Annotated in this window: 14 protein-coding genes and 1 tRNA gene; 3 read left to right on the forward strand and 12 right to left on the reverse strand. The window is 35.9% G+C overall.

Annotation, left to right across the window (positions count from 1 at the left end):
- The first annotated feature begins 123 nt into the window (after positions 1-123).
- Both PF028_RS05615 and recJ read left to right on the forward strand, forming a co-directional pair.
- On the forward strand, positions 124-1767 hold the full coding sequence (locus PF028_RS05615) for a CTP synthase (protein WP_270861001.1): 1644 nt from the start codon (positions 124-126) through the stop codon (positions 1765-1767).
- Positions 1757-3328 (forward strand): single-stranded-DNA-specific exonuclease RecJ, encoded by a 1572-nt coding sequence (gene recJ, locus PF028_RS05620; protein WP_270861002.1) that lies wholly within the window; start codon positions 1757-1759, stop codon positions 3326-3328. The genes PF028_RS05615 and recJ overlap by 11 nt, the downstream gene beginning before the upstream one ends.
- Before the next feature lie 22 nt (positions 3329-3350).
- Here the strand turns inward: recJ and PF028_RS05625 are convergent, their stop codons facing one another.
- The 9 genes from PF028_RS05625 to coaE form a co-directional block, all read right to left on the reverse strand.
- Entirely contained in the window at positions 3351-4250 is a 900-nt protein-coding gene (locus PF028_RS05625; RefSeq protein WP_270861003.1) for an AraC family transcriptional regulator, read from the reverse strand.
- A gap of 149 nt (positions 4251-4399) precedes the next feature.
- Positions 4400-4717, reverse strand: a complete 318-nt coding sequence (locus PF028_RS05630) for a nuclear transport factor 2 family protein (RefSeq protein WP_270861004.1) — start codon at positions 4715-4717, stop codon at positions 4400-4402.
- Between the two features lie 71 nt (positions 4718-4788).
- Positions 4789-5505: a hypothetical protein gene (locus tag PF028_RS05635; RefSeq protein ID WP_270861005.1), complete on the reverse strand. Its 717-nt coding sequence runs from the start codon at positions 5503-5505 to the stop codon at positions 4789-4791.
- A gap of 92 nt (positions 5506-5597) precedes the next feature.
- Complete coding sequence (locus PF028_RS05640) at positions 5598-5960, reverse strand: MmcQ/YjbR family DNA-binding protein (protein WP_270861006.1); 363 nt, start codon at positions 5958-5960, stop codon at positions 5598-5600.
- A gap of 27 nt (positions 5961-5987) precedes the next feature.
- A complete protein-coding gene (locus tag PF028_RS05645; RefSeq protein WP_270861007.1) occupies positions 5988-6554 on the reverse strand; it encodes a cytidylate kinase-like family protein in 567 nt (188 codons plus the stop codon).
- A 20-nt stretch (positions 6555-6574) separates the two neighbouring features.
- Positions 6575-7453, reverse strand: coding sequence for a restriction endonuclease (locus tag PF028_RS05650; protein WP_270861008.1), 879 nt, complete (start codon positions 7451-7453; stop codon positions 6575-6577).
- 43 nt (positions 7454-7496) lie between these two features.
- On the reverse strand, positions 7497-8189 hold the full coding sequence (locus PF028_RS05655; protein WP_270861009.1) for an LrgB family protein: 693 nt from the start codon (positions 8187-8189) through the stop codon (positions 7497-7499).
- Complete coding sequence (locus PF028_RS05660; RefSeq protein ID WP_270861010.1) at positions 8186-8638, reverse strand: CidA/LrgA family protein; 453 nt, start codon at positions 8636-8638, stop codon at positions 8186-8188. Before PF028_RS05660 ends, PF028_RS05655 begins: the two co-directional genes overlap by 4 nt.
- A gap of 117 nt (positions 8639-8755) precedes the next feature.
- Positions 8756-9367, reverse strand: a complete 612-nt coding sequence (gene coaE / locus PF028_RS05665; protein WP_270861011.1) for a dephospho-CoA kinase — start codon at positions 9365-9367, stop codon at positions 8756-8758.
- A 65-nt stretch (positions 9368-9432) separates the two neighbouring features.
- Here coaE and purM point away from each other — a divergent pair, with 65 nt between their 5' ends.
- Positions 9433-10416: a phosphoribosylformylglycinamidine cyclo-ligase gene (gene purM, locus PF028_RS05670; RefSeq protein ID WP_270861012.1), complete on the forward strand. Its 984-nt coding sequence runs from the start codon at positions 9433-9435 to the stop codon at positions 10414-10416.
- A 114-nt stretch (positions 10417-10530) separates the two neighbouring features.
- Here purM and PF028_RS05675 read toward each other — a convergent pair.
- The 3 genes from PF028_RS05675 to hemJ form a co-directional block, all read right to left on the reverse strand.
- A tRNA-Val gene (locus tag PF028_RS05675) sits at positions 10531-10606 on the reverse strand.
- 181 nt (positions 10607-10787) lie between these two features.
- Positions 10788-11957, reverse strand: coding sequence for a Na+/H+ antiporter NhaA (gene nhaA, locus PF028_RS05680; RefSeq protein WP_270861013.1), 1170 nt, complete (start codon positions 11955-11957; stop codon positions 10788-10790).
- 78 nt (positions 11958-12035) lie between these two features.
- On the reverse strand, positions 12036-12479 hold the full coding sequence (gene hemJ, locus PF028_RS05685) for a protoporphyrinogen oxidase HemJ (RefSeq protein ID WP_270861014.1): 444 nt from the start codon (positions 12477-12479) through the stop codon (positions 12036-12038).
- Positions 12480-12519 lie beyond the last annotated feature (40 nt).

Consider the following 12519-nt stretch of genomic DNA (forward strand, 5'->3'; position numbering starts at 1 on the left):
TCCTTTTTTTAAATTTGAAGCCATAATTTTACTAAAATTTTATAAATTTCCAATATAAACCTTTTATAACCTTAAAAAAGGTATAATCACGCCATTAAATAATTTAAAAAGAATAGGAAAACTATGGCGAAAGATCAAACGAAACAAACGAAGTATATTTTCGTTACAGGCGGGGTTTTAAGTTCGCTCGGAAAGGGAATCGCGGCAGCTTCGATTGCTACGCTTCTTAAAAATTCGGGTCAAAAAGTTAGTATGCTAAAAGCAGATCCTTACATAAATGTCGATCCAGGCACCATGAGTCCGTTAGAGCACGGCGAAGTTTTTGTAACCGATGACGGAGCAGAAACTGATTTGGACTTGGGGCATTATGAAAGATTTTTAGATGAAAATTTATCGCAAGATAACAATTTCACAACAGGAAAAGTTTATAGCACGGTTATCGAAAAAGAACGCAAGGGCGATTATTTGGGAAAAACTATTCAAGTTATTCCTCATATCGTCGGCGAAATCGTTCGAAGAATCAAAAAAGCAGGAAACGGGCATGACATTTTGATTGTCGAAATCGGCGGAACGGTCGGCGATATCGAAGGACTGCCGTTTTTAGAAGCTATTCGAGCTATGAGAGTGGAGCTTGGCAGAACAAATACGATGAATATCCATTTAACGCTTGTTCCTTATATCAAAGTCGCAGGTGAGCTAAAAACAAAACCAACCCAACACAGCGTTGGCGAACTTAGACGCATAGGTATAAGCCCGGATATGATTATTTGTCGTTCTGAAATGCCGCTTAATAGGGGCTTGAAAGATAAAATCGCAGCGAGTTGTGGCGTGGATAAAAACTGCGTTATCGAAAGTCCTGATAGCGCAAGTATTTATCAAATTCCCTTAGCATTTTTAAAACAAGATATTCTTACGCCGATTGCCCAAACTCTAAATTTAGGCGAGTTAAAACCAGATATGAGCAAATGGGATAGCCTTGTTAAAAGAGTTATCGCCCCTACCGGCGAGACCACGATCGCATTTGTAGGCAAATATGTCGATCTTAAAGAAAGCTACAAAAGTCTAACCGAAGGCATTATCCACGCAGGTGCAAATTTGGACATAAAAGTAAATCTCAAATGGTGCGATAGCGAAAAAATCGAAGAAGGCAACGCAGATGAGATTTTAAAAGATGTAAATGGAATTTTGGTTGCAGGCGGTTTTGGCAGTCGCGGTGTAGAAGGCAAAATCACGGCGATAAACTACGCTCGAAAAAACAAAATTCCGTTTTTAGGAATTTGTCTTGGCATGCAGCTTGCGATGGTTGAATTTGCAAGAAATGAGCTAAATTTAAAAGACGCAAATTCTGTCGAATTTGATGAAAATACCAAAAATCCGATTATTTATCTAATCGATAGTTTTATCGATAGTAGCGGCAAAAAGCAAATTCGCACTCATCAAAGCCCGTTAGGTGGCACTATGCGGCTTGGCGGATATAATTGCAATATAAAAGCCGGTTCGCTTTTAAGTAGCGTTTATGGCGGAGCGAAAAAAATCAAAGAACGCCACCGCCACAGATACGAAGCAAATCCTAAATTTAGAGCCGAATTTGAAAACAAAGGTATGATTGTCAGTGGCGAAAGCGACGGACTAATCGAAGCAGTTGAGTTAAAAAATCATCCGTTTTTTCTCGGTGTGCAGTTTCACCCTGAATTTACTAGCCGTTTAGTATGCCCAAATCCTGCGATTTTGGGCTTTATCAAAGCCTCACACGACAATGTTAGGTAAAAAAGAGATAAGGGAAATTTTAGAAAGTAGATTTAGTAAAGATATTCATACGAAGCTTTCGGAAATTCCCTTACCAAAGGATTTAAAAGACACCTACAAGGCAGCAGCTCGTATAAAAACTGCCATTGAAAATAACGAGCAAATCGCCATTGTGGGTGATTACGATGTTGATGGGATTGTCAGTAGCGTTGTTATTAGCGATTTTTTCGATGAACTTGGCGTTGATTATGTCGTTAAGATTCCAAATCGCTTCACGGACGGATATGGCTTAAACCCTGAAATTCTAAACGAACTAGACGGCGTTAGCCTGATAATCACGGTTGATAACGGAATTTCGGCTAACGAAGCAGCCGAAATTTGCAAAGCAAAAGGCATTGATCTTATCATCACAGATCATCACATGCCACCACCGGTGCTACCAAATGCCTATGCGATTATAAATCCAAAGCAAGAAGACTGCACATTTCCAAATGTCGAAATTTGCGGTGCAGAAGTGGCATGGTATCTAATCGGAGCATTAAAAGAAACACTAAAAATAAACTACGATATGAGCGATGTTTTAGACATTTTAATCATCGCCATAATCGCCGATATGATGGAGCTAAGGGATCTAAATAGGGTGTTAGTTAAATTTGGCATTAAAAAGCTAAATTCGTCCAAACGAGCATGTTTTAAAGCCATAAAAGAGCATTATTTCAAAAAAAGCTTTGAATTTGACGATATTAGCTATCTAATCGCACCTTTAATCAACTCAACAGGCAGAATGGACGATGCGACCATTTCGTATAAATTCCTTTGCTCAAAAAATATTAGAGAAGCAAATCATTACCTTGAAATGATAAACGAAATCAATAATTCACGCAAAGAAGAAGAGAAAAATTTATATGAAAATTCTCTCATCGAAATCAACGAAAATGACAATATTATCGTAACTTGGGGGCAAAACTGGCACGAAGGCGTCATCGGCATAGTCGCTAGCAGACTAAGTAAAACATACAAAAAACCTGCAATCGTTTTTAGTATAGATGAAAACAGAGCCAAAGGAAGCGCTAGAAGTGTAGGAAAATTTGATATTTTGGATTTGATTGCTTCGCAAGAAGATATTTTGATCGGTTTTGGCGGACACAAGGGGGCAGCAGGACTTGTTATAGAACCTGCGAATTTAGAAGAGTTTAAAAAACGGGTAAATTCGAGTTGTTTTTTACAAAATTTAGACGATTTTTCGTCACAAGATGATTTATTAGGCGAACTTGACATAGGCGAATTAGACAACGAATTGCTCGATATTTTGGAGTTTTTTGAACCTTACGGACAAAAAAACCCAAGACCTATTTTTTCGGTAGAAAATGCCGTTGTCAAAAGTGTAAGGCCCATCGGACGAGACGGAAAACATATAAAAATTTTACTTGAAAAAAACGAAAATCAGGCAGAAGCGCTATTTTTTCATTATGATTATATGCCACAAATCGGCGAAAGCATACGAGCGGTCGTATCAGTAACGAAAAATAACTTTAAAGGCGTCATCACGCCTGAACTTATCATAAAAGAGATAATTCCATAGCAAATTTGCTATGGAATTTAGCCTACAAACCTAAACTAGCGTGGGCTTTCGGTGAAATTCCATACATTCTAGCGTATTCTCTATTGAACTGCGACGGACTTTCATAGCCCACCGCAAAGGCAATGTCAGAAACCTTTGCTTTTTGTGAATTTAGCATATTTCGCGCCTCTTCAAGACGAATTCTTTTTTGAAATTGTATCGGCGAGAGCGAAGTTACGATTTTAAAATTTTGATACAAAGACGATTCACTCATATCGACCAAATTTGCTAGTTCTTTTATGTTAAGTTTTTCGCTGAAATTCGTGCGAATTTCAGCAACAGCCATAGAAATTTTGTTTGGAATACTTCCGCTAACGGCAAATTTAGCCAAAAAATCACCACTATTTTCGCTCAAAACTAAATGATAAAGTATCTCTTTGAGTATCAAATTTGACATATTTTTGACATATTTTTTATCTTTTCCACACAAGCTAACAAGACGATAAACAAGCTCTAAAAGCTCCGAATTTATAGTGCCTAAAAGTATTCCTTTTTCGCTTTTCGCATTTGTGCTAGTTCTAAATTCTCCGACACTTTTGATGACATCATAGACATCGGCAAGACTAAATTTGATAACCAAAGATACAAAAGGCTCATCTTTTGAAGCTTCCTGAATTTTAACATTTATCGGCAAATGAGCGCACGAAAGTAGATACCTTTGGCGACCATAACTTGCAAGCTCGTCGCCAAAACTAACCTCTTTTGAACCTTGTAGAATTATGCATAAAGACGGCTCATAAATAGAGCAAGAAAAATTTGTAGTTTCAAGCGTTTTATAAAAACTCAAAGACGGAATTTCTGTTTCTAAAATACCGCTAAAATCAAACTTTGAAGTGATAAAATTATAAATTTCTTTTCTATAAAATTCTACGCTATTTTCCATTTTTGGCTCCTTAAAATTTTTAAAATTATATAATTTTAAATTTAAGTTAAAGTAAATTTATAGAATTAGGCAAGAAAATTATATAAATTTGGCTACATTTATATAATAAATTTACAAAATTATCGTGACAAAATAATAAATTTACAAAATCAGATTGATTGATAATTTTTTTGAACCAAAATCTTTTCGGCTACGATTTTAAAAATTTTACAACCCCGTTTTCCGCCTGTTTCGCTCCACTCCAAAATCACCCACTCGCCATCTTCAAAGATATTATCGGCTTTTCTAGCTTTTGCGCTTTGCAAATCTTTTTTGATATAGCCAAAAAGTTCGTCCCAACCAAACATCGGTTCGCCGTTCGTTCTTTGGATAACTGCGTTTTTGTTGTAAAATTCGCCCAAAGCTTCGGCGTTTTTAGCGTTAAAAACTTCCATATATTTTGCGATTAACTCTTTTGAATTGGGCATTGTTTTTCCTTTTTATGAGATATGAAATTATACTGAATTTCTCGCCCTTTTTCAAACCAAAAAATGCAAATTTAAAAGAATAGTTTTATAAATAGCTCTTTTAAAAAGTCAAATAGTTGCCAATTTAAATTTTTTATAAAACTTGGGAGTCCCCATAAAAATATCCAAATATAAAAAGCAAAAATATAAACGAGAGAAAAAGTTATATATAAAAATCTTTTTGTAACTTTTTTTGTAGTGGCGGTTAAAATACCGATTAAATCGAATAAACTTGCCAACAAAGCCGACAAAATAATAACTATGAAAGACCATAAATTTTCTAATGGATTTTCTAATGGAGCGGGAGAACTCAATATTACCCTAAGCACGGATATTATACAGGTTGGCACAATAAATCCGATACAAATATATGAAAAAATCGCTGAAATAACAAAAGCGTAATTTTTGCTCATAGAAAAAAGCAAAATTTGGTTTTTGTGGAAAATCGGCATCACTAGATATGGGGATAATACAAAGAATTTAAGAAATAAAAATTTTAAGTCAAATGATTCTACAATAAATGGAATAGTAAAAGTAATAATGGCAAATAGTATAATAATTCCTAAAAATTTTTCCATATTCAGTCTAAATTTTGCACGATATGCGTGATAATAGATAATTTTTTGAAAAATAAGTCGCAAACTAATTGCAAAAAGTGCCACAATGAATGCCAAACTTTTGGTGTCATCAGTAAATTTTAAAAAAAATAGCGACAAAAATATAACAAACATAACCATAAATTCAATCAAAAACAGCCTTTTTATTTTTGGCAAATTTTGGCTAAATTTGACGGCGTCGATATTTGGTTCAAAATTTTCTTTTAAATTTTTTAATTTTTCTATCATCTTGTCAAATTCCAACTCTCATCAATCAAATCTTCTACTTGCGACTTTGGCAGGACATTTAAAATTACACTTATCCAGTGTTTTTTATTCATGTGATAGGCAGGAAAAATTCCTTTATTATCATGCAAAATGACGGCAAGTTCGGGGTCGCATTTAAGATTTATTACGCTTATGGTTTTATTGCCTATTACTCCAAGAGAACTTTGTGGAATTTGCATAAAAAGGCAAAACCATTTCCCGCTTTTTTTATGACGAAATACGCCAATTTCATTGTTATTACTAAAAGGAAAATCAGCCTTTACGCCGTAAGTATCAAGCATAAATTTGCTTAATTCTACAAAGTTTTTAAATTTGCTCATCTAAATTTGCGCCTCAATCTGGGGGAATTACAACCTATGCGAAATGAAAAACTCGATTAACTCCACAGCATTATCCACGCCACAAACGCCCGTGTTTATGCACAAATCATAAAACGCCGAACCGCCCCACTCTTCGCCTGTATAATAGCGATGAAATCTCGCTCTGCCGTTGTCGCTCTCGCTCATATACTCGGCGACTTTACTCGGCGAAATACCGGAAGCGATGAGCCGTTTTTGCTTAAATTCGCTAGGTGCGTGCAAAAATACGCTAAAAAAGTCCTTTTTGCCACGCAAAAAGCAGTTCGCACAACGCCCCATAATGATATAATCGCCATTTTCAAGCAGTTTTTGATAAATTTCTTTTATAAATTTTGTGCTTTGCTCGTCTGCCATTTCGTTACCTGAAATGGCTTGAAGTAGCGAATTTACGGGCGTTTCATTGTAAAAACGATACGCTTGTTCAAAATACCCAAACTCGTCTGCTTTTTTTAGCAATCTATCTTGATCTAAATACTCAAAACCAAGCTTTTTGGCTAGTTTTACGACTAGCTCCCTGCCCCCTGCACCTGTTTGCCTACCGATTGAGATTATCATTTCTTATCCCTTAAATTTGCTCAAATATTATTAAAAAACTTTTCGTCAATTTCATAATCTTTTATTTCTTTTAAACCAAGCCCATATTGAGCCAATTTTTCCATAAATTCTTCGCCGTCGATTAAATCAATCTGTTTTTTGCCTGATTTCATAGCTTCTTCTTTGGCGTCTCGCGTAAAACTTCCCGTAGTTATAAATAGACCTTTTTCTATATCAGTTGTCAAAGAACCGCGAAAATCCCGTATCGCAGAAGCGCCAACAGAGCCACTATATCGTTTGCACTGAAATGCAACATTAAATGTAAAAATTCCATTTAGTTTAAATTTTCCTGTTCCGTCTATGCCGCCATCACCAGTTTTTTTAGTAACCTCAACTTCCACAAAACCACACTCTCTAAGTAGATGTTGCGTAAGTCTTTCGAAAGCAAAAGGATTCATATTCGTTAATATATTTAATAGTTTGTTTTTCCAAGTTTGAAATTCTTCATTTTCTTCGGCATATTCTAGTTTTTGCTCCAAAACTTTATCGTTTTGTTTATTTTCTTTTATTTTTTTATTTTTATTAAATTCTTCGATTATTTCTTGCGGATTTATATTTTCCAATTTTGCAAATTCCGGCGTTATAGACCATACTCCGCGACTACTATTTGTTATGGCACCAAAAGATTTAAGATATGTTCTAGCCCAAGCTAATTGATAGTCTAGCTCACTTCTTTGAGTATCTAAATGCGTAATTTCTAAAAAATTATCATCAACATTTAATATTTCAATAGTTTTGCTGAATATTTCGGTATTCGAAGCAGAATTTCCTTTTGCTTTTAAAGCTAAAAATGTGGCTTCTATAAGTTTATCAAATGGATATTTATCTCTCAATATTTTCCAATTTGAATTTTGTTTCATATCATTTCCTTAATATAAATTCTAAGAATTATACCAAATTTACCTACAAAAACATCGCAAAAATACTTGCTCCGACGACGGTTAAAAGCCCCGTAACAGCTAATGCAAGTGAAGCCATAGCGCCTTCTATGCTTCCCATTTCGATTGCCCTTGCTACGCCCATTGCATGACTTGCTGCGCCAAGCGCCAATCCTTTTGCAACGCTATTTTTCACACGAAAAAGCTTTAAGAAAAACGCACCGCACATATTTCCAAAAATGCCCGTTATGATGATAGAAGCTACCGTTATGGTTACTACTCCGCCTAGCTTTTCGCTAACGCCCATACCGATTGGCGCGGTTACGGATTTTGGTAGTAGAGTTACAAAAAATTCGTGATTTAATCCAAAAATCAAAGCCAAAATATAAATGCTAACTAAACCGCCGATAACGCCACCGATGAGACCTGCAAAAATCGCTTTTAGGTTGTTTTTTAGCAAATTTAACTGCTCGTAAAGTGGCACAGCAAGGCAAATCGTAAGCGGTGTAAGAAAAAAACTGATATATTTTGCGCCGTTGTTGAAGTTTTCATAAGGTATATCAAAAACGAGCAAAACACCGATAACTAGCAAATTTGAAACCAAAAGCGGATTTAAAATCGCAAATTTGAAGCGTTTTTTTAAAACTAAGCTGATTTGAAATGCTGCCAAGCACAAAAACACGCCAAAAAAGACCGAATTTAACAAAACTTCTCTCATAGTTCGTCCTTTTTAGGTGCAGAATTTAGCGAATTTTCGCCATTTTTTGACGGCTCGTTTTGCGAATTTTCAAATTTTTTATAAAGTCTTTCTTTTTCCTTTTTTAGCGTTTGATTGTAAAAATATTGCGCGATGACGCCGCAACTTGCGATAACGGCGATGGTCGAAACCAGCGTAATAACAACAAACGGAAACAAATTTTTAACCAACAAATCCCCTGCAACTAAAATTCCTACTCCCGCAGGGATAAAAATCACAGGCATAATCTCTATAAAAAATGTCGCCGTTTCACGCACCCACGCGACTTTAACGACTTTAAAATAAAACGCCAAAAACATAATCACAAGCCCGTAAATGCTAGCCGGAATCGGCGCAGGAATCAGCCACGCTAGGACTTCTGCGAGAAATGTAACGGCGATGATGATGGTAAATTGTCTTAAATATTTCATTTTCACTCTTTTAAAAAAATCCTGCAAATTTAGCACTAATGCGGTAAATAGTTTCTAAATTTGCTAAAATTTACTAAATTTTTTAAACTAACACTAACTAACAAAATCTTGTTAGTGCTAAATTTTCAAATTTTTATAACTGCTTTTTAGCGTTAGTAAAAATTTATCAATTTCTTTGTTTAATGCCTTAAAATCGGAGCTATTGTCGATTACAAAGTTTGCTAATTCTCTCTTTTTTTCGGTATCGATTTGCAAATTTATCCTAACTAACGCTTCACTTTCTGTTAGTGAATTTCGTTTTGAAATTCTGCTAATTAGCACTTCTTTTGGCGCATGAACGACCACGACCTTGTCAAATTCGCTGTAATTTGCTTTTTCAAAAAACAACGGAATATCGACAAAATAAGGAATTTGCGTTTTTTCAAGCTCGTTGCAAGTTTGCAAAATTTCAGCTTTAATGCGCGGGTGGAGCAAATTTTCTAAAATTTGCATTTTTGCCTTGTCGTTAAAAACCAAATTTCCTAACTTTTTTCGCAAAACTTTTCCGTTTTCGACAAATTCCGAGCCAAATTCCAAAGCTACTTCGCTATGCAAATCATCTAAAACTCGGTGCGAAATTTCATCGGCGTCAATCACTTTAAATCCGTATAATTTTAAAATATTACAAACCGTGCTTTTGCCCGAACCAATGGAGCCTGTGATAACAAAAGCGTGTTTAAATTTATCCATTTCAAAGCCTTTTTTTATTCAATTTTAGCTAAAATTTGCAAATTTTCAAATTATAAGGATAAAAATTGATTAGTTATAAAGAAGCGGGTGTCGATATTGACGCGGGAAATAGCTTTGTTGAAGCGATAAAACCTTTTGTGAAATCTACTTTTAATAAAAATGTCATCGGCGGGATCGGCTCGTTTTCAGGGGCTTACGAGCTTCCCTCAGGCTACAAGCGACCTGCTATTTTAGGTGCCACTGACGGGGTTGGCACAAAGCTTCGCCTTGCAATCGACACAAACAAACTTGACGGCGTGGGCATTGATTTAGTCGCAATGTGTGTAAATGATCTCATCTGCAACTTTGCTAAACCGATTTTTTTCTTGGATTATTACGCCACGGCTAAACTTGACATAGAAAGCGCAAAACGCGTTGTAAAGGGCATTAGCGAAGGTTGCAAGTTGGCTGATTGCGCATTAATCGGTGGCGAGACAGCCGAAATGCCTTCGATGTATGAAGGAAAAGATTTTGATTTAGCAGGATTTGCCGTTGGCATTGCTGAAATGGACGAGATAGACCGCACAAAATTTGTTGCCAGTGGCGATATTTTGGTTGCCCTGCCTTCTAGCGGTTTGCACTCAAACGGCTTTTCACTTGCACGAAAAGTGGTTGAGAAAATGGGCTTAAAATTTGATGAGAAAATCGGCGAAAAAAGCCTAATCGATACGCTTTTAGAGCCAACTAGAATTTATGTGAGAGATTTTTTAAATTTGAAAGAAAAAATTCATGCCCTTGCGCATATCACGGGTGGCGGTTTGGTTGAAAATTTACCGCGCGTTTTTCCAAACGGGCTTGGTGCAAAAATCGAAAAAAATGCGATTAAAACGCCTGAAATTTTTAAAATCATCTCTCAAATGGTAGAACCTAGCGAAATGCAAAGAACCTTTAACAACGGCGTTGGGCTAGTTTTAGCCGTGCCAAAAGAAAATGTGGATTTCGTTTTAGCAAATTCTGACGGATACATCATCGGCGAAGTCGTGCAAGGCAGCGGCGTAGAAATGGTGTAAAATTAAATTTATAATACCGCGAAAATTAATGCAAAAAGTCCGAGCAAATTCGGACTTTCTTTTTTTATAATCAAAGTTAGATTTTATCTTTAAATAAAGTTTTGGATTTTTAGATGGTGGCCCCGATTGGACTTGAACCAACGACTTCCACCATGTCAAGGTGACACTCTACCAACTGAGTTACGGGACCAAAAAAAGAAGTTCGCATTATAGCAAAAAATTTTTATAATGCCAAATTTTAAAAGCAAATTCAAATAAAATTTCACCGAATTTAACAAAATTTTGCCAAATTTACAACCAAATTCTCTAAATTCTCAAAGCATAAATTTAAAAAATTCGCCAAATTTACTGAAAATTTGGCGAGTTTAAACTTACTGCGCCGAGTTTTTATTTCCTACAAATTTTGCTACTAAATATCCAACGATACCTGAGATAATCGAACCAAGCAAAATCGCCAACTTGTCTGTGTGGTGGAACGCATCGCTTCCGCCGTAAGCCAACGCATCGACAAAAAGCGCCATTGTAAAGCCGATACCGCAAATTATCGCCACCGCATAAAGTTGCGCCCAGTTTGCGTGTTCTGGCATATATGCGATTTTAAGTTTTATCAAAGCCCAGCTAAATAGGAAAATTCCTAGTTGTTTTCCAAGGAAAAGTCCTAGCATGATGCCAAGCGGAACGGCACCAAAAAGGTGAGAAATGCTCATTCCGGCTAAATCAACCCCTGCGTTTGCAAAGGCAAATATCGGCAAAATGAAAAAATTCACAGGATACGCTAAGCCGTGTTCCATATCTTTTAGCATTGAGCCTGTTTTTGTTTTTATCGGTATGCAAAAACCGGCAATTACACCTGCGATTGTAGCGTGAATGCCCGAATTTAATACAAAAATCCAAAGCAAAATCGCCATTAAAATAAAAGGCAATTTTTTATCAACGCCGATTTTATTCATAAAAAACATTCCGACAACACAGGCAAACGCTAGTCCAAGATATACGAAATTTAGTGTTGAAGAGTAAAATAAAGCAATAATCAAAATGGCACACAAATCGTCCATAATCGCCAAGGTTAAAACAAAAATTTTAAGACTTGTTGGAATTCGTTTTCCTAAAAGCGCCATAACGCCAACGGCAAAAGCGATGTCAGTCGCCGTCGGAATCGCCCAGCCACGCATAGCAAAGCTATCGCCCCAGTTGATAATAGCAAAAATTATCGCAGGAAACATAACTCCGCCCAAAGCAGCAAAACTTGGCAAGAAAATTTGAGAGAAATGGCGAAGCTGACCTTCGATTTTTTCCCTTTTTAATTCAAGTCCAATCGCGAAAAAGAAAATCGCCATTAAAACATCATTTACCCAAAAGTGCATAGGTTCTTCAAGTTTGTAGCTTCCTATGCCAATTTCCACAGGCAAATGCAAGAAATGGTGATAAATGCCCTGTAAAACGCCTACATTTTGAAAAATAAGCGCAAGCACCGCTGCCGTAAGCAAAATCATTCCGGCACTACTTTCGCTTTCTAAAATCCTTCTAATTAACCGTTTCAAAAAAATCCTTTTTGTAGGTAAATAAATTTCCAAATTTTATAAAATTCTAAATAAAAATTCAAGTAAATTTCTGAATTTTTATTTAACCGGCATGATTAACATTGCATAAAGTATCACAAACATAATCAGCGTCGGAATTTCATTTAACGCACGGAAAAATTTGCCGTTTTTATTACACTCGCCTTTTTCAAATTTTTTGAGATAATAAAAAAGCCAAAAATGATAAGCTATCATCAAAACACCACAAAGTAGTTTCAAATGAAAATAGCCCATTTTCATAAGCTCAGGTTTTACAAAAACAATAATGACAATAGCTGAAAAAAGCGTTAATCCAAGCGCTATCCAGCCGATTGCGTGAAATAGCATTTTCTCCATTGTTTTAACGACACTGACAAATTCAGGTTTGTCTTTGTTTTCAGCATGATAAACATAAAGTCGTGGCAGATAAAACAGCATCGCCATCCACGAAATAAACGCCGCAAAGTGAATAAATTTAAACCATAAATAAGCATTATAACTCATAAATTTCTCCAAAAAATAAAAATTAAAACTAGTATTTTAC

The organism is Campylobacter sp. CN_NE2, assembly GCF_027797465.1.
In the GTDB taxonomy this organism is placed as follows: Bacteria; Campylobacterota; Campylobacteria; order Campylobacterales; family Campylobacteraceae; genus Campylobacter_B.